This is a genomic window from Kitasatospora sp. NPDC030952, from assembly GCF_055571335.1.
The window spans coordinates 147,495-168,674 of sequence record NZ_JBVIFM010000009.1; the positions used below are offsets into that span (position 1 = coordinate 147,495).

At 71.5% G+C, this 21,180-nt stretch carries 17 protein-coding genes; all 17 read left to right on the forward strand.

Going from position 1 to position 21,180, the window contains the following annotated elements; translation table 11 throughout:
- Complete coding sequence (locus ACZ47G_RS18085; protein WP_030286559.1) at positions 1 to 555, forward strand: NuoB/complex I 20 kDa subunit family protein; 555 nt, start codon at positions 1 to 3, stop codon at positions 553 to 555.
- Positions 552 to 1,265 carry an NADH-quinone oxidoreductase subunit C gene (locus ACZ47G_RS18090; RefSeq protein WP_465743740.1) on the forward strand — a complete coding sequence of 238 codons (714 nt, stop codon included), beginning with the start codon at positions 552 to 554 and terminating at the stop codon, positions 1,263 to 1,265. The genes ACZ47G_RS18085 and ACZ47G_RS18090 overlap by 4 nt, the downstream gene beginning before the upstream one ends.
- A complete protein-coding gene (locus tag ACZ47G_RS18095) occupies positions 1,265 to 2,629 on the forward strand; it encodes an NADH-quinone oxidoreductase subunit D (protein ID WP_465743742.1) in 1,365 nt (454 codons plus the stop codon). Before ACZ47G_RS18090 ends, ACZ47G_RS18095 begins: the two co-directional genes overlap by 1 nt.
- Positions 2,626 to 3,462 (forward strand): NADH-quinone oxidoreductase subunit NuoE, encoded by an 837-nt coding sequence (gene nuoE, locus ACZ47G_RS18100; RefSeq protein ID WP_465743744.1) that lies wholly within the window; start codon positions 2,626 to 2,628, stop codon positions 3,460 to 3,462. The genes ACZ47G_RS18095 and nuoE overlap by 4 nt, the downstream gene beginning before the upstream one ends.
- Positions 3,462 to 4,823, forward strand: coding sequence for an NADH-quinone oxidoreductase subunit NuoF (gene nuoF, locus ACZ47G_RS18105; protein ID WP_465743746.1), 1,362 nt, complete (start codon positions 3,462 to 3,464; stop codon positions 4,821 to 4,823). The genes nuoE and nuoF overlap by 1 nt, the downstream gene beginning before the upstream one ends.
- A 23-nt stretch (positions 4,824 to 4,846) precedes the next feature.
- The gene (locus tag ACZ47G_RS18110; RefSeq protein WP_465743981.1) at positions 4,847 to 7,339 is read left to right on the forward strand and encodes an NADH-quinone oxidoreductase subunit G; all 2,493 of its coding nucleotides are present in this window, start codon (positions 4,847 to 4,849) and stop codon (positions 7,337 to 7,339) included.
- On the forward strand, positions 7,336 to 8,664 hold the full coding sequence (nuoH, locus tag ACZ47G_RS18115) for an NADH-quinone oxidoreductase subunit NuoH (RefSeq protein ID WP_465743748.1): 1,329 nt from the start codon (positions 7,336 to 7,338) through the stop codon (positions 8,662 to 8,664). Before ACZ47G_RS18110 ends, nuoH begins: the two co-directional genes overlap by 4 nt.
- 6 nt (positions 8,665 to 8,670) lie before the next feature.
- Positions 8,671 to 9,273, forward strand: coding sequence for an NADH-quinone oxidoreductase subunit NuoI (nuoI, locus tag ACZ47G_RS18120; RefSeq protein WP_380457021.1), 603 nt, complete (start codon positions 8,671 to 8,673; stop codon positions 9,271 to 9,273).
- Positions 9,273 to 10,157: an NADH-quinone oxidoreductase subunit J gene (locus ACZ47G_RS18125; RefSeq protein ID WP_465743983.1), complete on the forward strand. Its 885-nt coding sequence runs from the start codon at positions 9,273 to 9,275 to the stop codon at positions 10,155 to 10,157. The genes nuoI and ACZ47G_RS18125 overlap by 1 nt, the downstream gene beginning before the upstream one ends.
- Positions 10,154 to 10,453: an NADH-quinone oxidoreductase subunit NuoK gene (nuoK, locus tag ACZ47G_RS18130; RefSeq protein ID WP_380457019.1), complete on the forward strand. Its 300-nt coding sequence runs from the start codon at positions 10,154 to 10,156 to the stop codon at positions 10,451 to 10,453. Before ACZ47G_RS18125 ends, nuoK begins: the two co-directional genes overlap by 4 nt.
- A 14-nt stretch (positions 10,454 to 10,467) precedes the next feature.
- A complete protein-coding gene (gene nuoL, locus ACZ47G_RS18135) occupies positions 10,468 to 12,363 on the forward strand; it encodes an NADH-quinone oxidoreductase subunit L (RefSeq protein ID WP_465743751.1) in 1,896 nt (631 codons plus the stop codon).
- 34 nt (positions 12,364 to 12,397) lie between these two features.
- Positions 12,398 to 14,017, forward strand: a complete 1,620-nt coding sequence (locus tag ACZ47G_RS18140) for an NADH-quinone oxidoreductase subunit M (protein ID WP_465743753.1) — start codon at positions 12,398 to 12,400, stop codon at positions 14,015 to 14,017.
- Positions 14,014 to 15,651, forward strand: coding sequence for an NADH-quinone oxidoreductase subunit NuoN (nuoN, locus tag ACZ47G_RS18145; RefSeq protein WP_465743755.1), 1,638 nt, complete (start codon positions 14,014 to 14,016; stop codon positions 15,649 to 15,651). Before ACZ47G_RS18140 ends, nuoN begins: the two co-directional genes overlap by 4 nt.
- Positions 15,652 to 15,999: 348 nt before the next feature.
- Positions 16,000 to 17,010, forward strand: a complete 1,011-nt coding sequence (locus ACZ47G_RS18150; protein WP_465743757.1) for a polyprenyl synthetase family protein — start codon at positions 16,000 to 16,002, stop codon at positions 17,008 to 17,010.
- A 168-nt stretch (positions 17,011 to 17,178) separates the two neighbouring features.
- Positions 17,179 to 17,841, forward strand: a complete 663-nt coding sequence (locus tag ACZ47G_RS18155; protein WP_465743759.1) for a response regulator — start codon at positions 17,179 to 17,181, stop codon at positions 17,839 to 17,841.
- A 252-nt stretch (positions 17,842 to 18,093) separates the two neighbouring features.
- Complete coding sequence (locus tag ACZ47G_RS18160) at positions 18,094 to 20,091, forward strand: 2-oxoacid:acceptor oxidoreductase subunit alpha (protein WP_465743761.1); 1,998 nt, start codon at positions 18,094 to 18,096, stop codon at positions 20,089 to 20,091.
- Entirely contained in the window at positions 20,088 to 21,167 is a 1,080-nt protein-coding gene (locus ACZ47G_RS18165; RefSeq protein WP_465743763.1) for a 2-oxoacid:ferredoxin oxidoreductase subunit beta, read from the forward strand. The genes ACZ47G_RS18160 and ACZ47G_RS18165 overlap by 4 nt, the downstream gene beginning before the upstream one ends.
- The last annotated feature ends 13 nt before the right edge of the window (positions 21,168 to 21,180 follow it).

Genomic DNA, 21,180 nt, shown 5'->3' on the forward strand with positions numbered 1-21,180 from the left:
ATGGGAATCGAGGAGAAGCTGCCGAGCGGCTTTCTGCTCACGACCGTGGAGACGGCCGCCGGTTGGGTGCGCAAGGCGTCACTCTTCCCGGCCACCTTCGGTCTGGCCTGCTGCGCGATCGAGATGATGACCACCGGTGCCGGCCGTTACGACCTGGCCCGGTTCGGGATGGAGGTCTTCCGGGGCTCCCCCCGGCAGGCCGATCTGATGATCGTGGCGGGCCGGGTGAGTCAGAAGATGGCCCCGGTGCTGCGCCAGGTGTACGACCAGATGGCCAACCCGAAGTGGGTCATCTCGATGGGCGTCTGCGCCTCCTCCGGCGGGATGTTCAACAACTACGCGATCGTCCAGGGCGTCGACCACATCGTGCCGGTGGACATCTACCTGCCCGGTTGCCCGCCCCGCCCGGAGATGCTGATGGACGCCATCCTGAAGCTGCACGACAAGATCCAGCACGAGCCGCTGGGCGTGAACCGGCGCCGGGCCGAGGAGCTCGGCGAGGCCCTCGCCCTCAAGGCCACTCCGGTCAGCGAGATGCGGGGGCAGCTGCGATGAACGAGCAGGTACCCGAGACCCGCCGCGAGCAGCCGGTGCGCGAGATCCCGGTCGAGGTGGTCGGCCGCCGCCAGGGCATGTTCGGCGCCCAGGACACCGGCGACACCTCCGGCTTCGGCGGTCTGGCCGCCCCGATCGTGCTGCCCGGCCCGAGTGAACGCCCGTACGGCGGCTGGTTCGACGAGGTCGCCGACGAGTTCGAGGGCGCCCTGGAGGAGCAGGGCCTGGACCCGGCCGAGGTCGTCGAGAAGACCGTGGTCGACCGCGGCGAGCTGACCTTCCAGCTCGACCGCGCCCACCTGCTGAAGGCGGTGCGGATCCTGCGCGACGACCCGGCGCTGCGCTTCGAACTGTGCCTGGGCGTCAGCGGCGTGCACTACCCCGGCGACAAGGGCCGTGAGCTGCACGCGGTCTACCACCTGCGTTCGATCACCCACGGCCGGCTGATCCGGCTGGAGGTCACCGCGCCGGACGCCGACCCGCGCATCCCCTCGGTGGTGAGCGTCTACCCGACCAACGACTGGCACGAGCGCGAGGCCTACGACTTCTTCGGCCTGGTCTTCGACGGCCACCCGGCGCTCACCCGGATCATGATGCCGGACGACTGGCTGGGCCACCCGCAGCGCAAGGACTACCCGCTCGGCGGCATCCCCGTCGAGTACAAGGGCGCCCAGATCCCGGCACCCGACCAGCGGAGGTCGTACAGCTGATGAGCACTCAGCACTACGAAGGCGCCCAGGCCCAGTCCCAGGACGGGACCGAGGAGGCGCAGGCCCGCGACACCACCGAGGGCCGGGTCTTCACCGTCACCGGCGGCGACTGGGGCGAGGTGGTCGAGGCGCTCGGCCGGGCGGACGACGAGCGCGTCATCGTCAACATGGGCCCCCAGCACCCGTCCACCCACGGGGTGTTGCGGCTGATCCTGGAGATCGACGGCGAGACGGTGAAGGAGGCCCGCTGCGGCATCGGCTACCTCCACACCGGCATCGAGAAGAACATGGAGTTCCGCAGCTGGGTCCAGGGCACCACCTTCGTGACCCGCATGGACTACCTGACCCCGCTGTTCAACGAGACCGCCTACTGCCTGGCGGTGGAGAAGCTGCTCGGCATCACCGACGACGTCCCGGAACGGGCGAGCGTGATCCGGGTGATGATGATGGAGCTCAACCGGATCGCCTCGCACCTGGTCTGTCTGGCCACCGGTGGCATGGAGATCGGCTCCACCACCCTGATGATCTACGGCTTCCGGGACCGCGAGCTGATCCTGGACGTCTTCGAGCTGGTCACCGGCCTGCGGATGAACCACGCGTACGTGCGCCCCGGCGGCCTCGCCCAGGACCTGCCGCCCGGCGCGGTGGACCAGATCCGGGAGGCGGTGCGCACCTTCCGCTCCCGGATGCACGAGTACGACAAACTCGCCACCGGCAACCCGGTGTTCAAGGCCCGCCTGGTCGACGTCGGCTTCCTGGACCTGGCCGGCTGCCTGGCCCTCGGCGCCACCGGCCCGATCCTGCGCGCCGCCGGCCTGCCGCACGACCTGCGCAAGACCGACCCGTACTGCGGTTACCAGGACTACGACTTCGAGGTTGCGACCGCCGACACCGCCGACTCCTACGGCCGCTTCCTGATCCGCCTGGAGGAGATGAAGCAGTCGCTGAGGATCGTCGAGCAGTGCCTGGACCGGCTGCGTCCGGGCCCGGTGATGGTGGCCGACAAGAAGATCGCCTGGCCGGCCCAACTGGCCGTCGGCCCGGACGGGATGGGCAACTCGCTCGACCACATCCGCAAGATCATGGGCACCTCGATGGAGGCGCTGATCCACCACTTCAAGCTGGTCACCGAGGGCTTCCGGGTCCCGGTGGGGCAGGCGTACGCGGCGGTCGAGTCGCCCAAGGGCGAGCTGGGCGTGCACGTGGTCAGCGACGGCGGGACGCGCCCGTACCGGGTCCACTTCCGGGATCCGTCGTTCACCAATCTGCAGACGATGGCGGCGATGTGCGAGGGCGGCCAGGTGGCCGACGTGATCGTCGCGGTGGCCGGGATCGACCCGGTGATGGGAGGCGTGGACCGGTGACCAACGTCGAACTCGGACTGCCGGCGCTGCCGGCCCCGCCCTACCCGGAGGAGGTGCGCGCCCGGCTGGCCGCGGACGCCGCCGAGCTGATCGGCCGCTACCCCCAGGCCCGTTCGGCGCTGCTGCCGCTGCTGCACCTGGTGCAGGCCGAGGAGGGCTTCGTCAGCCCGACCGGGATCCGGTTCTGCGCCGAGCAGTTGGACCTCACCACCGCGGAGGTCACCGCCGTCGCCACCTTCTACACGATGTACCGGCGGCGCCCGGCCGGGAAGTACCACGTCGGGGTGTGCACCAACACCCTGTGCGCGGTGCTCGGCGGCGACCAGATCTTCGCCGAGCTGCAGGAGCACCTGGGCATCGGCAACAACGAGACCACCGAGGACGGCGAGATCTCGATCGAGCACATCGAGTGCAACGCCGCCTGCGACTACGCCCCCGTGGTGATGGTCAACTGGGAGTTCTTCGACGACCAGACCCCGCAGAGCGCCCGGCGGCTGGTCGACGACCTGCGGGCCGGCCGCGAGGTGCGGCCCACCCGAGGCGCCCGGCTGTGCGGCTTCAAGGAGACCGCCCGGATCCTGGCCGGTTTCCCGGACGAGCGCCCCGGCGCCAACGACGAGTCCGGTGCCGGCGGCGCCCCCTCGCTGGCCGGCCTGCGGCTGGCCCGCGGCGAGGCCCTGCCCGGCACCGGCGGCACCAAGGTGGTCGCCCCCCGCCACGAGGCGCCCCGCCACGACGAAGCCCGTCACGACGAGCCCCGCCACGGCGAGCCCCGGCACGACGAGCCCGGCCAAGAGGGCAAGGCCACCGGCCAGGAAGGGACCGAAGCGTGATGACCTCCGCAGAGCCGGCCGAGAAGCTGCTCACCCCCGTCCTGTCCGACTCCTGGGACGACAGCCGCCCCTGGACGCTGGCCACCTACCGCCGCCACCACGGCTACGAGGGCCTCAAGGCGGCCCTCGCGATGCCCCCGGACGACGTGATCGCCCTGGTCAAGGACTCCGGGCTGCGCGGCCGCGGCGGCGCCGGCTTCCCCACCGGGATGAAGTGGCAGTTCATCCCGCAGAACGACGGCAAGCCGCACTACCTGGTGGTCAACGCGGACGAGTCCGAGCCGGGCACCTGCAAGGACATCCCGCTGCTGTTCGCCAACCCGCACTCGCTGATCGAGGGCATGGTGATCGCCTCCTACGCGATCCGCTGCGACCACGCCTTCATCTACCTGCGCGGCGAGGTCGTCCCGGTGCTGCGCCGGCTGCACGCGGCGGTCGCCGAGGCGTACGAGGCGGGGCTGCTGGGCCGGAACATCCTGGGCTCCGGGGTGGACCTGGACATCACCGTGCACGCCGGCGCCGGCGCGTACATCTGCGGCGAGGAGACGGCGCTGCTGGACTCGCTGGAGGGCCGGCGCGGCCAGCCGAGGCTGCGGCCCCCGTTCCCGGCGATCGCCGGCCTGTACGCCTGCCCGACGGTGGTCAACAACGTCGAGTCGATCGCCTCGGTGCCGCCGATCCTGGCCCGGGGCAAGGAGTGGTTCAAGGGCCTGGGCACCGAGAAGTCCCCGGGCTTCACGCTGTACTCGCTCTCCGGCCACGTCACCAACCCGGGCCAGTACGAGGCCCCGCTGGGCGTCACGCTGCGCCAGCTGCTGGACCTCAGCGGCGGCGTCCGGGCCGGGCACCGGCTGAAGTTCTGGACGCCGGGCGGTTCCTCCACCCCGATGTTCACCGACGAGCACCTGGACGTCCCGCTGGACTACGAGGGCGTCGGCGCTGCCGGTTCGATGCTGGGCACCAAGGCGCTGCAGGTCTTCGACGAGACCACCTGCGTGGTGCGGGCGGTGACCCGCTGGACGGAGTTCTACGCCCACGAGTCCTGCGGCAAGTGCACCCCCTGCCGGGAGGGCACCTACTGGCTGGTCCAGCTGCTGAAGCGGATCGAGGCGGGCGGCGGCGTCGAGGGTGACCTGGAGAAGCTCCTCGACATCGCCGACAACATCAACGGCAAGTCCTTCTGCGCGCTGGGCGACGGCGCGGCGAGCCCGATCGTCTCCTCGCTCCAGCACTTCCGCGCCGAGTACGAGCAGCACCTGGCCGAGCGCCGCTGCCCGTTCGACCCGGCCGCCTCCACCGTCTGGGCCGACGGCCCCCGCCCCGGCCACCAGTCCGCCACCGAGAGGGAGGTGCACGCGTGACGATCACCGAACCGACCGCCTCCATGAACGACGGAGCCGCGGTAGAACTGGTCACGCTCACCATCGACGGCGTCGAAGTGAAGGTCCCCAAGGGCACCTTGGTGATCCGGGCCGCCGAGACGATCGGCACCCAGATCCCGCGCTTCTGCGACCATCCGCTGCTGGATCCGGCCGGCGCGTGCCGGCAGTGCATCGTGGAGGTCGAGGGCCAGCGCAAGCCGGTCGCCTCCTGCACCATCCCGGTCGCCGAGGGCATGGTGGTGCGCACCCAGGTGAGTTCGCCGGTGGCCGAGAAGGCGCAGCGCGGCGTGATGGAGCTGCTGCTGATCAACCACCCGCTGGACTGCCCGGTCTGCGACAAGGGCGGCGAGTGCCCGCTGCAGAACCAGGCGATGTCCACGGGGGACGCGGACTCCCGCTTCGAGGGGCTGAAGCGCACCTACCCGAAGCCGCTGCCGATCAGCAGCCAGGTGCTGCTGGACCGGGAGCGCTGCGTGCTGTGCGCGCGCTGCACCCGGTTCTCCCAGCAGATCGCCGGGGACCCGTTCATCGACCTGGTGGAGCGCGGGGCGCTCCAGCAGGTGGGCACCGGGGAGGGGGACGACTTCGAGTCGTACTTCTCCGGGAACACCATCCAGATCTGCCCGGTGGGCGCCCTGACCTCGGCGGCTTATCGTTTCCGCTCGCGCCCCTTCGACCTGGTGTCCTCGCCGAGCGTGTGCGAGCACTGCGCGGCGGGCTGCGCCCAGCGCACCGACCACCGGCGGGGCAAGGTGCTGCGCAGGCTGGCGGGCGAGGACCCGGCGGTGAACGAGGAGTGGAACTGCGACAAGGGCCGGTTCGCGTTCCGCTACGCCCAGCAGCGGGACCGGCTGACCGCCCCGCTGGTGCGGGTGGACGGCGAGCTGGTGCCGGTGTCCTGGCCGGAGGCGCTGGCCCGGGCGGCGCAGGGGCTGCGCGGGGCCCGTACGGGGGTGCTGGCCGGCGGCCGGGTGACGGTGGAGGACGCGTACGCGTACGCGAAGTTCGCCCGGGTGGTGCTGGGCACCAATGACGTGGACTTCCGGGCCCGGCCGCACAGCGGTGAGGAGGCGGACTTCCTGGCCGCGGCGGTCGCCGGGCGCGGGGTCGACGTGGACGGCACGGGCCCGAGCTACGAGCGGCTGGAGCAGGCTCCGGTGGTGCTGCTGGCGGGCCTGGAGCCGGAGGAGGAGTCGCCGATCGTCTTCCTGCGGCTGCGCAAAGCCAGCCGCGGAAGTGCGAGCCGGGCGGGCGGCCTGAAGGTGTTCTCGGTGGCGGCGTTCGCCTCCCGGGGGCTGGCGAAGCTGCGCGGTGCGCTGCTGCCGGCGGCTCCGGGCACCGAGCCGGAGTGGTTCGCGGCGCTGGCGGCGGACGAGCCGTTGAACGACGAAGCCGGGCGGGCGGCGGAGCTGTTGCGGCAGCCGGGCGCGGTGATCCTGGCGGGTGAGCGGCTGGCGTCGGTGCCGGGCGCGTTGACGGCGGTGCTGCGGCTGGCGCACGCGACCGGGGCCGCGCTGGCCTGGGTGCCGCGCCGGGCGGGGGAGCGCGGCGCGGTGGAGGCGGGTGCGCTGCCGGGGCTGCTGCCGGGCGGCCGTCCGGTGGCGGCCGCGGCGGCGCGGGCGGAGGCGGCCGCGGTGTGGGGGGTGGCGGAGCTGCCGTCGCGTCCAGGTCGGGACACCGGTCAGATCCTGACCGCGGCGGCGCGGGGCGATCTGGACGCGCTGCTGGTCGGCGGGGTGGATCCGGACGACCTGCCGGATCCGGCGCTGGCTCGGGAGGCGCTGGCGGCGGTGCCGTTCGTGGTGTCGCTGGAGCTGCGGCCGTCGGCGGTGACCGAGCGGGCCGACGTGGTGCTGCCGGTGGCGGCGGTGGCGGAGAAGGCGGGCACCTTCCTGGACTGGGAGGGCCGGGTGCGGATGTTCGAGGCCGCGCTGAAGCCGGACCAGCAGATGGGCCGTCATCTGCAGCCGGACCTGCGGGTGCTGGCGATGCTGGCGGACGCGCTGGGTCACCGGCTGGGACTGGCGGACGTGCGGGCGGCCCGGCTGGAGCTGGACCGCTTCGAGCCGTGGCGGGGTGACCGTGCGGCGGATCCGGCGGCGCACCCGGGGGTGCTGCCGCGGCCGGCCACCGGCCAGGCGGTGCTGGCGGGTTGGCGGATGCTGCTGGACGAGGGCTCGCTGCAGGACGGCGATCCGCATCTGGCGGGGACGCGGCACCGGGCGGTGGCCCGGGTGTCGGCGGCCACCGCGAAGGAGGTCGACGCCGGTGCGGCGGGGGCGCTGCGGCTGACCGGTCCGGCCGGTTCGCTGACGCTGCCGCTGGAGGTGACCGAGTCGATCCCGGACCGCACGGTCTGGATCCCGCTCAACTCCACGCCGGGCGGCGCCCACCGCGCGCTCGGTACGACCGTCGGCCACCTGGTGACGATCGCGGCGGCGGAGCTCGCGCCGGTCGTCGTCGGGGGCGGGGACCGGGAAGGGGAGGTCCGATGACTCCGAAGCCGTACGAGACGCTGCACTTCTTCGGCCAGGACCCGTGGTGGCTGGTGCTGTTGAAGGCGGTGTTCTGCTTCGCGTTCCTGCTGCTGACGGTGCTGGTCGCGATCGTCTGGGAGCGCAAGGTGGTGGCCTGGATGCAGTTGCGCATCGGGCCGAACCGGCACGGGCCGTGGGGTCTGCTGCAGTCGCTGGCGGACGGCGTGAAGCTGGCGCTGAAGGAAGACCTGGTGGTCAAGGGCGCGGACAAGGTGGTCTACATCCTGGCCCCGATCGTCTGCGCGATCCCGGCGTTCATGGCCTTCGCGGTGATCCCGTTCGGTCCGCCCGGCAACGAGGTGTCGATCTTCGGCACCCGGACGCCGCTGCAGCTGACGGACTTCCCGGTGGCGCTGCTGTACGTGCTGGCGACGGCCTCGGTGGGCATCTACGGCATCGTGCTGGCGGGGTGGTCGTCGGGTTCGACGTACCCGCTGCTGGGCGGGCTGCGCTCGTCCGCGCAGATGATCAGCTACGAGATCGCGATGGGCCTGTCCTTCGCGGCGGTGTTCATCTACTCGGGGTCGATGTCGACCTCGGAGATCGTGGCGAACCAGCAGCCGAGGTGGTTCGCGGTGCTGCTGCCGGTGTCGTTCATCGTGTACATCATCGCGATGGTCGGTGAGACCAACCGGGCGCCGTTCGACCTCCCGGAGGCCGAGGGCGAGCTGGTGGGCGGCTTCAACACCGAGTACTCCTCGCTGAAGTTCGCGATGTTCATGCTGGCCGAGTACGTCAACATGGTGACGGTCTCGGCGGTGGCCTCGACCCTGTTCCTGGGCGGCTGGCGGGCCCCGTGGCCGGTGTCCACGTTCTGGGAGGGCGCCAACCACGGCTGGTGGCCGATGCTGTGGATCACGCTGAAGATCCAGCTGCTGCTGTTCTTCTTCATCTGGCTGCGCGGCACCCTGCCCCGGCTGCGCTACGACCAGTTCATGAAGCTGGGCTGGAAGGTGCTGATCCCGGTCTCGCTGGTCTGGCTGGTGCTGATCGCGAGCGTGCGGGCGCTGCGCAACGAGGGGTACGGCTCCGGTTCGGTGGTGCTGTACGTGGGGGCGCCGGTCGGCGCGATCCTGCTGCTGGCGCTGGTCCGGGACTTCCTGAGGAAGCAGCCGGTCGAAGAACAGCCGCCCCCCAGCGCGGAGTTCGACCCGATGGCGGGCGGGTACCCGGTGCCGCCGCTGCCCGGTCAGGTGCTTCCGCCGGTGCCGCGCCGGCCGAGCCGCGCCCCGAAGCAACTCCAGGACGCCCTCAACGGGGCCGACCATTCCGAAGGGAGCTGATCCGCGATGTCGTCCGACCAGACGGGCCGGCCCGAGCGGGCCGACCGGCCGTCGATCCTCGGTCCGGCCGCCGGCTTCGGCGTGACCTTCAAGGCCATGTTCAAGAAGCGGCTCACCGAGCAGTACCCGGAGCAGAAGAAGCCCACCGCTCCGCGCTTCCACGGCCGCCACCAGCTGAACCGGCATCCGGACGGCCTGGAGAAGTGCGTCGGCTGCGAGTTGTGCGCGTGGGCCTGCCCGGCCGACGCGATCTACGTGGAGGGCGCGGACAACCGGGACGAGGAGCGCTATTCGCCGGGTGAGCGCTACGGCGCGGTGTACCAGATCAACTACGCCCGCTGCATCCTGTGCGGGCTGTGCATCGAGGCGTGCCCGACCAGGGCGCTGACCATGACCAATGAGTACGAGCTGGCCGACTCCTCCCGCAAGGACCTGATCTTCACCAAGGAGCAGCTGCTGGTGGGCCTGTCCGAGGGCATGGTGGACACCCCGCACGAGATCTTCCCGGGCACCGACGAGGGCGCGTACTACCGGGGCGAGATCACCGCGGCGGCGCCGGGGACGGTCCAGCAGGAGCGCACCGACCGGGACAAGGAGGTGCGGCAGTGATCGCACAGCTGGCGGCGGCGAGCGGGACGACCTCCACGGGTGAGGCCGTCCAGTTCTGGGTGCTCGCGGTGATCGCGGTCGGTGGCGCGCTGGGCATGCTGCTGATGCGCAAGGCGGTGCACAGCGCGCTGTGCCTGGCGGCGACGATGCTGGCGCTGGCGGTCTGTTACATGGCGCAGGGCGCGGTGTTCCTGGGCGTGGTGCAGATCGTGGTGTACACCGGCGCGATCATGATGCTGTTCCTGTTCGTGGTGATGCTGGTCGGCGTGACCGGCGAGGATTCCCTGAAGGAGCAGTTGAAGGGCCAGCGGTTCGCGGCGGTGCTGTGCGGGCTGGGCTTCGGGGTGCTGCTGATCGCGGGGATCGCCCATGCGCGGCTGGGCCACTTCACCGGGCTGGCCGAGGCGAACGCCGAGGGCAATGTGCCGGGTCTGGCCCGGCTGATCTTCACCCGGTACGTGTGGGCCTTCGAGGTCACCGGCGCGCTGCTGATCACCGCGGCGATCGGCGCGATGGTGCTGACCCACCGGGAGCACGTGAAGGCGCCGAAGACCCAGCGCGAGCTGGCGGAGCAGCGGGTGCGGGACAACATCCAGGTGCCGCCGCTGCCGGCCCCGGGCGTGTTCGCGCGGCACAACGCGGTGGACGTCCCGGCGCTGCTGCCGGACGGCACGATCGCCGAGGACTCGGTGATGGCGACGCTGCGCGAGCGCGGCCAGGTGCGGGACGTCAGCCAGGCGATGCTCCAGCGGATGGCGGAGCTGGAGAACAGCACGGCGGACTGGCTGGGCCGTCCGTCCTCGGAGCGGCCGGCGGTGGCGGCTCCGCGCAAGTCCCTGGAGCCGGTGCCCAACCACGAGGCCGGCGAGGAGGACGCTCAGTGAACCCGGTCAACTATCTCTATCTGTCTGCCCTGTTGTTCACCATCGGCGCCTCCGGGGTGCTGATCCGGCGCAACGCGATCGTGCTGTTCATGTGCGTGGAGCTGATGCTGAACGCCTCGAACCTGGCGCTGGTGACCTTCTCCCGGCTGCACGGGACCTTGGACGGCCAGATCATCGCGTTCTTCACGATGGTGGTCGCGGCGGCGGAGGTCGTGGTCGGCCTCGCCATCATCGTCGCCATCTTCCGGACCAGGCACTCCGCTTCGGTCGACGACAGCAACCTGATGAAGCTGTAGGCGGAGGACCTTCGGTGAACTCTCTCATTCCGCTGCTGGTGGCGGCCCCGCTGGCCGGTGCCGCCCTGCTGCTCCTGGGCGGCCGGGCCCTCGACCGGTTCGGCCACTGGCTGGCCACCGCGCTCGCCGCGCTCTCGTTCGGCTTCGGCCTGGCACTGTTCTCGGACATGCTGGGCCGGGACACCGAGCATCGGGCGGTGACGAAGCACCTGTTCAGCTGGGTGCCGGTGAACGCCTTCCAGGCCGACGTCTCGTTCCGGCTCGACCAGTTGTCGATGACCTTCGTGCTGCTGATCACGGGTGTCGGCACACTGATCCACCTGTACTCGGTGGGCTACATGGCGCACGACGAGCGCCGGCGCCGCTTCTTCGCGTACCTGAACCTGTTCCTGGCCGCCATGCTGCTGCTGGTGGTGGCGGACAACTACCTGCTGCTGTACGCCGGTTGGGAGGGCGTGGGGCTCGCCTCGTACCTGCTGATCGGCTTCTGGCAGCACAAGCCGAGCGCGGCGACGGCGGCGAAGAAGGCCTTCATCGTCAACCGGGTCGGCGACATGGGCCTGTCGATCGCGATCATGCTGATGTTCGCCGAGTTCGGCTCCTTCGCCTTCACCCCGGTCTTCGACGGGGCGCACCAGGCGAGCGAGGGCAAGCTGACGGCGATCGGCCTGATGCTGCTGCTGGCCGCCTGCGGCAAGTCGGCGCAGGTGCCGCTGCAGTCCTGGCTCGGGGACGCGATGGAGGGCCCGACCCCGGTCTCGGCCCTGATCCACGCGGCCACCATGGTGACGGCCGGGGTCTACCTGATCACCCGCTCCTCGGCGATCTTCGACCTGGCGCCGGACGCGCAGACCGCCGTGGTGGTGGTCGGCGCGGTGACGCTGCTGTTCGGTGCGATCGTCGGTTGCGCCAAGGACGACATCAAGAAGGCGCTGGCCGGTTCGACCATGTCGCAGATCGGCTACATGGTGATGGCGGCCGGGCTCGGCCCGATCGGCTACGCCTTCGCGATCATGCACCTGGTGACCCACGGCTTCTTCAAGGCCGGGCTGTTCCTCGGCGCCGGGTCGGTCATGCACGGCATGGACGACGAGGTGAACATGCGTCGCTACGGCGGCCTGTGGCGGTCCATGCCGTGGACCTTCGTCACCTTCGGCCTCGGCTACCTCGCCATCATCGGCTTCCCCGGCCTGTCCGGCTTCTTCTCCAAGGACAAGATCATCGAGGCGGCCTTCGCCAAGGGCGGCACCGAGGGCTGGATCCTCGGCCTGTGCGCGCTGGTCGGCGCGGCCGTCACCGCGTTCTACATGACCCGGGTGATGCTGCTGACCTTCTTCGGCGAGAAGCGCTGGCAGCCCGACGACGAGGGCAACCTCCCGCACCCGCACGAGTCGCCGAAGACCATGGTGATCCCGATGGTCCTGCTCTCCTTCGGCTCCGTCTTCGCGGGCGCACTGTTCGCCTTCCACGGCTCCTTCCTGAAGTGGCTGGAGCCGGTCACCGGCCACAGCGAGGGCAACTCCCCGCTCGGCACCTGGACCGTCACCGGGCTGACCACCGTCTGCATGCTGGCCGGCGTCGGCCTGTCGTACGCGATGTACGGGCGCTCGCCCGTCCCGGTGGTGCCGCCGGTCGGCTCCCCGCTCACCCGGGCCGCCCGCCGCGACCTGCTGCAGGACGACTTCAACCACGCCGTGCTGGTGCGGCCGGGCTCGGCGCTCACCGCGACCCTGGTCTACTTCGACAGCCGCGGCCTGGACGGCTTCGTCAACGGCCTGGCCGCCCTCATCGGGGGCCTGTCAGGCCGGCTGCGGCGGGTCCAGAACGGCTTCGTCCGCTCGTACGCGCTCTCCATGTTCGGCGGCACGCTGGTGCTGGTCGCCTCGACTCTCCTGATGAGGTCCGTCTGATGAACCGCGCAGATTCCACGAGGAGGGCCGGGGCATGAGCACGCTGCTGACCGTCACCTGCGCCGTCCCGGCGGCCGGTGCGGTGCTGACCGCCGCGCTGCCGGCCGGCTCGAACGAGGCCCGGCGGCGCACCACCAAGGCCGTCGCGCTGGGCGTCTCGGCCGTCACCCTGGTGCTGGCCGCCGTGGTGGCGCTGCGGTTCGACCCGCACGGCGCCCGCTACCAGCTGACCGAGTCGTACAGCTGGATCCGCTCCTTCGGCATCACCTTCTCGCTCGGCGTGGACGGCATCGGCGCGGTGCTGGCCCTGCTGACGGCCGTCCTGGTGCCGATGGTGATGCTGGCCTCCTGGCACGACGCCGACCCCGGGCCCGCCGCACCGGACGGGACCTTCGAGAACCGGCGCCGCACCCAGGCCTTCTTCGCCCTGATCCTGGCGGTGGAGGCGATGGTGATCGTCTCCTTCTACGCCACCGACGTCTTCCTGTTCTACGTGTTCTTCGAAGCCATGCTGATCCCGATGTACTTCCTGATCGGCGGCTTCGGCGACCGGGCCGGCGGCCCCGAGTCGGCGCGCCAGCGCTCCTACGCGGCCGTCAAGTTCCTGCTGTACAACCTGCTCGGCGGCCTGGTGATGCTGGCCGCCGTGATCGGCCTGTACGTGATCGCCCAGGACCAGGGCCTGGGCACCTTCGACCTGCGGACCCTCACCACCGCGATCGCCGACGGCAGCCTGAAGCTGTCCGGCACCGCCCAGAACGCGCTGTTCCTGGGCTTCTTCTTCGCCTTCGCGGTGAAGGCCCCGCTGTGGCCGCTGCACACCTGGCTGCCGAACGCGATGGGCGAGGCGACGGCCGGCACCGCCGTGCTGATCACCGCCGTGGTGGACAAGGTCGGCACCTTCGCGATGCTGCGCTTCTGCCTCGGGCTGTTCCCGGACGCCTCGAAGACCTTCGCCCCGGCGATCCTGGTCCTGTCGCTGATCGGGATCGTCTACGGCGCGCTGCTGGCGGTCGGCCAGAAGGACATCAAGCGGCTGGTCGCCTACGCCTCGATCTCGCACTTCGGCTTCATCATCATGGGCATCTTCGCCCTGACCAGCCAGGGGCAGAGCGGTGCCACGCTCTACATGGTCAACCACGGCCTCTCCACCGCCGCGTGGATGCTGGTGGCCGGCTTCCTGATCTCCCGCCGCGGCTCGCGGCTGATCGCCGACTACGGCGGCGTGCAGAAGGTCGCCCCGGTGCTCGCCGGGACGTTCCTGATCGGCAGCCTGGCCACCCTGTCACTGCCCGGGCTGGCCCCGTTCGTCAGCGAGTTCCTGGTGCTGGTGGGCACCTTCACCCGCTACCCGGTGATCGGGATCATCGCCACCTTCGGCATCGTGCTGGCCGCGCTGTACGCCCTGCTGCTGTACCAGCGCACCATGACCGGCCCGGTGAAGGAGGGGGTGCGCGCGATGCCCGACCTCAAGGTCCGCGAACTCGCCGTGGTGGCACCGCTGGTGGCGCTGACCGTGCTGCTCGGCGTCTACCCCAAGCCGCTCACCGACCTGGTGAACCCCTCGGTGGACGCGACGCTCTCGCAGGTCCACCGGACCGACCCGGCGCCGGCCCACCCGGTCGCCGCCACCTCAGGAGGTGAGCAGAAGTGAGTGCCACCGCAGTGCTCGCCGCCGCCGGCGGCAACACCCCGAGCATCCCGGCCCCGCACCTCGAGTACGGCCAACTCTCCCCGATGCTGGTGGTGTTCGGTGCCGCCGTGGCCGGCGTCCTGGTCGAGGCCTTCGTCCCGCGCCGGCTGCGGCACTGGACCCAGGTCACCCTCGCCCTGGTCGCGCTGGCCGGCGCCTTCGCCGCCGTGGTGGTGCTGGCCACGCAGGGCCACGGCGCGCCGCGGATCGACCTGCTGGCCATGGAGTCGGTCGCACTGGACGGCCCGGCGCTGTTCCTCCAGGGCGTGATCCTGCTGGTCGCCGTGGTGGCGGTGCTCACCTACGCGGAGCGCAGGCTGGAGCCCAAGGCCGGCGGCCTGCCCGCCGACGCCTTCGCCGCCCAGGCCGCCGCCACCCCCGGCGGGGAGCAGGAGCGGGCCGCGGTCCGGGCCGGCTTCACCACCACCGAGGTCTTCCCGCTGACCATGTTCGCGGTCGGCGGGATGCTGCTCTTCCCGGCCGCCAACGACCTGCTGACCATGTTCGTGGCGCTGGAGGTCTTCTCCCTCCCGCTGTACCTGCTCTGCGCGCTGGCCAGGCGCCGCCGGCTGCTCTCCCAGGAGGCGGCGGTCAAGTACTTCCTGCTGGGCGCCTTCGCCTCGGCGTTCTTCCTGTTCGGCACGGCGCTGCTGTACGGCTACGCCGGCAGCGTGAAGCTCGGCGACATCGCGGACGTCATCTCCGGCAAGGCGATGACCACCCCGGCGCTGCTGAGCAGCACCCGCAGCGACGTGCTGCTGCTGACCGGCCTGGCGATGCTGGCGGTGGGCCTGCTGTTCAAGGTCGGTGCGGTGCCGTTCCACTCCTGGACCCCGGACGTCTACCAGGGCGCGCCGACCCCGGTGACCGGCTTCATGGCCTCGGCCACCAAGGTGGCGGCGTTCGGCGCGTTCCTGCGGCTGTTCTACGTGGCCTTCCCGGGCCTGCGGCTGGACTGGCGACCGGTGCTGTGGGGGGTGGCGATCCTGACCATGGTGGTGGGCGCGGTGCTGGCGGTGACCCAGCAGGACGTCAAGCGGCTGCTGGCGTACTCCTCGGTCGCGCACGCCGGGTTCATCCTGACCGGGGTGATCGCCGTCAACAAGCAGGGCCTGTCCTCGGTGCTGTTCTACCTGGCGGCGTACTCCTTCGTGACGCTCGGCGCCTTCGCCGTGGTCACCCTGGTGCGCGACTCCAAGGGCGAGGCGACCCACCTGTCCAGCTGGGCGGGGCTGGGGCGGCGCTCGCCGCTGGTGGCGGCGGTGTTCGCGCTGTTCCTGCTGGCCTTCGCCGGGATTCCGCTGACCTCCGGTTTCACCGGGAAGTTCGCGGTGTTCCAGGCGGCGGCGGCCGGCGGGGCGACGCCGCTGGTGATCGTCGGTGTGCTGAGTTCGGCGGTGGCCGCGTTCTTCTACATCCGGGTGATCGTGCTGATGTTCTTCTCCGACCCGAAGCCGGGCGGCCCGACGGTGGCGATCCCGAGCGCCTTCACGGCGACCGCGATCGGGGTGGGGGTGCTGGTCACGCTGGGCCTGGGCCTGCTGCCGCAGTACTTCCTGGACCTCGCGTCCAAGGCCTCGCTGTTCGCCTACTGATCCGCCTCCTGATCCGCGTACCGATCCGCCGGCTGATTCGCCTGCCGATCGGCGCGCCGATCGACGCGCCGACCGGTGCGCTGATGCGCGCGCCGGTCGGCGCCGGTCGGTTTGCCGGAGGTCGGCCCGGAAGTCCGGGCCGACCTCCAGCCGTTGTTTCCAGTGGAATTCGCCCCCACCGCCGCTTTGCCCGCGGAGCCCGTCTGACCAGGCCTTCCGGTTCGGGCATGACAGGATCCGCACGCCCGTGCAGTGATCCACTCGTGACCGGATACCCTGCCTGTATGGCCAGCGGCGGCACTCAGGGACCAGGCCGCTAGATCGACCAGGGACAGAGGAGTGGTCTTCGTGACCGTCGTGGGACCCTTCGGGCTCAGCGTGCAGGACCGCGACCTGACCCGGGACGTCCAGGCCGGACTGGACGCGGTGGAGGCGGCGCTCTCCGAGGCCGTCAAGAGCGACGTCCCGTTCATCACCGTCACCGCCAGCCACCTGATCGAGGCCGGCGGCAAGCGCTTCCGTCCGCTGCTCCTGCTGCTGGCCGCCCAGTTCGGCGACCCGGGCGCGCCCGGCGTGGTGCCGGCCGCGGTGGTCGTCGAGCTGACCCACCTGGCCACGCTGTACCACGACGACGTGATGGACGAGGCCCCGGTGCGGCGCGGCGCGGAGAGCGCCAACTCCCGCTGGGACAACTCGGTGGCCATCCTGACCGGCGACTTCCTGTTCTCCCGGGCCTCCCAGGTGCTGGCCGACCTCGGCCCGGAGGCGGTGCGGATGCAGGCCGAGGCCTTCGAGCGGCTGGTCACCGGCCAGATCCTGGAGACCCGCGGCCCCGGCCCGGAGATGGACCCGCTGCTGCACTACCTGGACGTGCTCGCGGGCAAGACCGGATCGCTGATCGCCGTCTCCTGCCGGATAGGAGCGCTGATGGCCGGCGCCGCGCCGGACCTGGTGGAGACCCTCGGCGAGTTCGGCGAGCGGATCGGCATCGCCTTCCAGCTGGCCGACGACGTGCTGGACATCGCCAGCGACGGCCACGAGTCCGGCAAGACCCCCGGCACCGACCTGCGCGAGGGCGTGCCGACCCTGCCGACCCTGCTGCTGGAGCAGATGCCCGCCGACCCGTCCGACCCGGACGACACCCGGCTGCGCGAACTGCTCACCCAGGACCTCTCCGACGACGACCTGCACGCCGAGGCGCTGCGCCTGCTGCGCGCCCACCCGGCGCTGGAGCGCGCCCGCCGGGAGACCCTGCGGCACGCCGAGGAGGCCCGGGCGCTGCTGGCCCCGCTGCCGGACTGCGCGGCGAAGGCGGCCCTGGACGGGCTGTGCGACGCGGTGGCCATCCGCACCATGTGACGCGGTGGCCATCCGCACCGTGTGACGCCAGGAGCTGACGCCAGGAGCTGACGCCGCGGGCTGACACCGGGAGCTGACGCCGGGGGCGATCCGTCGCTACCGCCCCGGCGCTCCGCCGGGATGGGGGAGACTGGCACCCGTCAGCTCACGCCTGCCCGGAAGGTCACCATGCGTCGCGTCGTCATCGCCGAGGACTCCGTACTGCTGCGGGAAGGTCTGACCCGGCTGCTCACCGACCGCGGCCTGGAAGTCGTGGCCGGGGTCGGGGACGGCGCCGCCCTGGTGAAGACCATCCACGACCTGGCGGCCACCGACGCCCTGCCGGACGTGGTGGTCTCGGACGTGCGGATGCCGCCGACCCACACCGACGAGGGCCTGCGCGCCTGCGTCGAGCTGCGCGGGCGCTACCCCCAGCTGGGCGTGCTGGTGCTGTCGCAGTTCGTGGAGGAGCGGTACGCCTCCGAGCTGCTGGCCGGCTCCACCCGGGGCGTGGGCTACCTGCTGAAGGACCGGGTCGCCGAGGTGCGCGAGTTCGCCGACGCGGTGGTGCGGGTCGCCGACGGCGGCACCGCGCTGGACCCGGAGGTGGTGCAGCAGTTGCTCAGCCGCAGCCGCAAGGGCGACGTCCTGGCCAACCTCACGCCGCGCGAGCGGGAGGTGCTCGCGGCGATGGCGGAGGGGCGCACCAACGCGGCGGTGGCCAAGCAGCTGGTGGTCTCGGACGGGGCGGTGGAGAAGCACGTCAGCAACATCTTCCTCAAGCTCGGTCTGGCGCAGAGCCCGGAGGACCACCGCCGGGTGCTGGCGGTGCTCACCTACCTCAACTCCTGAGGCCCGCCGACTCCTGAGGCCCGCCGCCCGGGCCGGCCCGCCGCGGCCCGGGCGGCGGGCCGTTCGGGCGTGTGCGGAATGATCTCCGGCGGCCGGATGTTGTGGGGAGAAGAGGTACCGGCGTGGGCGGGTGAAACCTGCCGGAGTTCCGGCCTGGGCCGAGTTCGCGCGCATAGGATGCGAGCGGTGCACCAGGCGGACGGGGCACGGGGCCGCGCCCGCGGTGGTGTGCCCACGAGGAGGTCCGCGGCAGTGACCAGTCAGGTCGATCAGTCAGAGGCAGTGGACGGATCGGACGGCGACGAGGGTCGTACCGGTGACGGTGCCGGACACCCCGGAGCGGCCGGGCCCGTCGGCGCGCACGCCCCGGACGACCCACCGGAGCGGCGGGCCAAGCCCATCCGCAGACTCGACCGGGTGATCATCAGGTTCGCCGGCGACTCCGGTGACGGCATGCAGCTCACCGGTGACCGCTTCACCTCGGAGACGGCCGCGTTCGGCAACGACCTCTCCACGCTGCCGAACTTCCCGGCCGAGATCCGGGCCCCCGCCGGCACCCTGCCGGGCGTCTCGTCCTTCCAACTGCACTTCGCCGACCACGACATCCTCACCCCGGGCGACGCCCCGAACGTGCTGGTGGCGATGAACCCGGCGGCCCTGAAGGCGAACCTGCCGGACCTGCCGCGCGGCGCGGAGATCATCGTCAACACCGACGAGTTCACCAAGCGGGCGCTGGCCAAGGTGGGTTACGCCGCGGACCCGCTCGGCGACGGCTCGCTGGACGGCTTCCACCTGCACCGGGTGCCGCTCACCGCGCTGACCCTGGAGGCGCTCAAGGACAGCGGGCTGGCCCGCAAGGACGCCGAGCGGGCGAAGAACATGTTCGCCCTGGGGCTGCTGTCCTGGATGTACCACCGGCCCACCCACGGCACCGAGACCTTCCTGCGCGGCAAGTTCGCCAAGAAGCCGCAGATCGCCGAGGCGAACATCAGCGCCTTCCGGGCGGGCTGGAACTTCGGCGAGACCACCGAGTCCTTCGCGGTCTCCTACGAGGTGCCGCCGGCCCGGCTCCCGGCCGGGCGCTACCGCAACATCTCCGGCAACCTGGCGCTGTCCTACGGGCTGATCGCCGCCGCGCAGCGCTCCGGTCTGCCGCTGTACCTGGGCTCGTACCCGATCACCCCGGCCTCGGACATCCTGCACGAGCTGAGCCGGCACAAGGACTTCGGGGTGCGCACCTTCCAGGCCGAGGACGAGATCGCCGGCATCGGCGCGGCGCTCGGCGCGGCCTTCGGCGGGGCGCTGGGCGTGACGACCACGTCCGGGCCGGGCGTGGCGCTCAAGTCGGAGACGATCGGCCTGGCGGTCTCGCTGGAACTGCCGCTGCTGGTGGTGGACATCCAGCGCGGCGGCCCGTCCACCGGGCTGCCGACCAAGACCGAGCAGGCGGACCTGCTGCAGGCGATGTTCGGCCGCAACGGCGAGGCACCGGTGCCGATCGTCGCCCCGGCCACGCCCGCCGAGTGCTTCGACGCGGCACTGGAGGCGGCCCGGATCGCGGTGACCTACCGCACCCCGGTGTTCCTGCTCTCGGACGGCTACCTGGCGAACGGCTCGGAGCCCTGGCGGATCCCGGAGGTCGGTGAACTGCCGGAGATCGACCCGGCGTTCGCCACCGCCCCGAACCGCGAGGACGGCGCCTTCTGGCCGTACCTGCGGGACCCGCACACCCTGGCCCGGCCCTGGGCGGTGCCCGGCACGGCCGGGCTGGAGCACCGGATCGGCGGCATCGAGAAGCAGGACGGCACCGGGAACATCTCCTACGACCCGGCCAACCACGACCTGATGGTGCGCACCCGGCAGGCCAAGGTGGACGGGATCACCGTCAAGCCGGTGGAGGTCGACGACCCGACCGGCGACGCCCGGGTGCTGGTGCTCGGCTGGGGCTCGACCTACGGCCCGATCACGGCGGCGGTGCGCCGGGTGCGCGCGGACGGCGGCGAGGTCGCCCAGGCGCACCTGCGCAACCTCAACCCGTTCCCGGCCAACCTGGGTGCGGTGCTGCGCAGTTACGAGAAGGTCATCGTGCCCGAGATGAACCTGGGCCAGCTCGCGCTGCTGCTGCGGGCGAAGTACCTGGTGGACGCGGAGTCCTACAACCAGGTGCGCGGACTGCCGTTCAAGGCGGCGCAGTTGGCGGACGTGCTGTGGGCGGCGATCGGCAGCCTGGACGAGGAGGACCACCGATGAGTGAGCCGAGCGAGCGAACCGTCGAGGGGCGTGGCTTCCCGTCGCTGAAGCTGGTGCCCAAGGCCGAAGGGCCGCAGAGCGCCCGGGACTTCAAGACCGACCAGGAGGTGCGCTGGTGCCCCGGCTGCGGGGACTACGCGATCCTGGCGGCGGTGCAGTCCTTCATGCCGGAGCTCGGCATCCGGCGCGAGAACACGGTGTTCGTCTCCGGCATCGGCTGCTCCTCGCGCTTCCCGTACTACATGAACACCTACGGGGTGCACTCGATCCACGGGCGGGCGCCGGCGATCGCGACCGGGCTGGCCTCCTCCCGGCGGGACCTGAGCGTGTGGGTGGTGACCGGGGACGGCGACGCGCTGTCGATCGGCGGCAACCACCTGATCCACGCCCTGCGGCGGAACGTCAATCTGAAGATCCTGCTGTTCAACAACCGGATCTACGGCCTCACCAAGGGCCAGTACTCGCCGACCAGCGAACTCGGCAAGATCACCAAGTCCACCCCGATGGGCTCGCTGGACGCGCCGTTCAACCCGCTGTCGCTGGCGATCGGCGCCGAGGCCTCCTTCGTGGCCCGCACCATCGACTCGGACCGCCAGCACCTCCAGTCGGTGCTGCGGGCGGCGGCCGAGCACGAGGGCACCGCGCTGGTGGAGATCTACCAGAACTGCAACATCTTCAACGACGGCGCCTTCGAGGTGCTCAAGGACGCCGGCACCCGGGACGAGGCGCTGATCCGGCTGGAGCACGGGCGGCCGATCCGGTTCGGCGCGGAGGCGGCCAACGGCGTCTTCCGGGGCCCGGACGGCGAACTGTTCGTCGCGCCGGTCACGCCCGCGAACGAGCCGGACGTCCTGGTGCACGACGCCCACGCGGCCGGCCCGGCGACGGCCTTCGCGCTCTCCCGGATCGCCGACGCGGACACCCTGCACCACACGCCGATCGGCGTGCTGCGGGACGTCCGCCGGCCGGTCTACGACGAGCTGATGGGGGACCAGCTGGCCACCGCCGTCGCCCAGCGCGGCCCGGGCGACCTGGCGACCCTGCTGGCGGGCGGCGACACCTGGACGGTGGACTGACCGCTCCGCTGCG

What these genes read in the sequence shown, in the direction of transcription:
- ACZ47G_RS18085 (WP_030286559.1), top strand. Translation starts at nt 1, where the DNA reads ATGGGAATCGAGGAGAAGCTGCCGAGCGGCTTTCTGCTCACGACCGTG.
- ACZ47G_RS18140 (WP_465743753.1), top strand. Translation starts at nt 12,398, where the DNA reads ATGAGCACGCTGCTGACCGTCACCTGCGCCGTCCCGGCGGCCGGTGCG.
- nuoI (WP_380457021.1), top strand. Translation starts at nt 8,671, where the DNA reads ATGTCGTCCGACCAGACGGGCCGGCCCGAGCGGGCCGACCGGCCGTCG.
- nuoF (WP_465743746.1), top strand. Translation starts at nt 3,462, where the DNA reads ATGACCTCCGCAGAGCCGGCCGAGAAGCTGCTCACCCCCGTCCTGTCC.
- ACZ47G_RS18095 (WP_465743742.1), top strand. Translation starts at nt 1,265, where the DNA reads ATGAGCACTCAGCACTACGAAGGCGCCCAGGCCCAGTCCCAGGACGGG.
- ACZ47G_RS18090 (WP_465743740.1), top strand. Translation starts at nt 552, where the DNA reads ATGAACGAGCAGGTACCCGAGACCCGCCGCGAGCAGCCGGTGCGCGAG.
- ACZ47G_RS18110 (WP_465743981.1), top strand. Translation starts at nt 4,847, where the DNA reads ATGAACGACGGAGCCGCGGTAGAACTGGTCACGCTCACCATCGACGGC.
- ACZ47G_RS18165 (WP_465743763.1), top strand. Translation starts at nt 20,088, where the DNA reads ATGAGTGAGCCGAGCGAGCGAACCGTCGAGGGGCGTGGCTTCCCGTCG.
- ACZ47G_RS18155 (WP_465743759.1), top strand. Translation starts at nt 17,179, where the DNA reads ATGCGTCGCGTCGTCATCGCCGAGGACTCCGTACTGCTGCGGGAAGGT.
- nuoH (WP_465743748.1), top strand. Translation starts at nt 7,336, where the DNA reads ATGACTCCGAAGCCGTACGAGACGCTGCACTTCTTCGGCCAGGACCCG.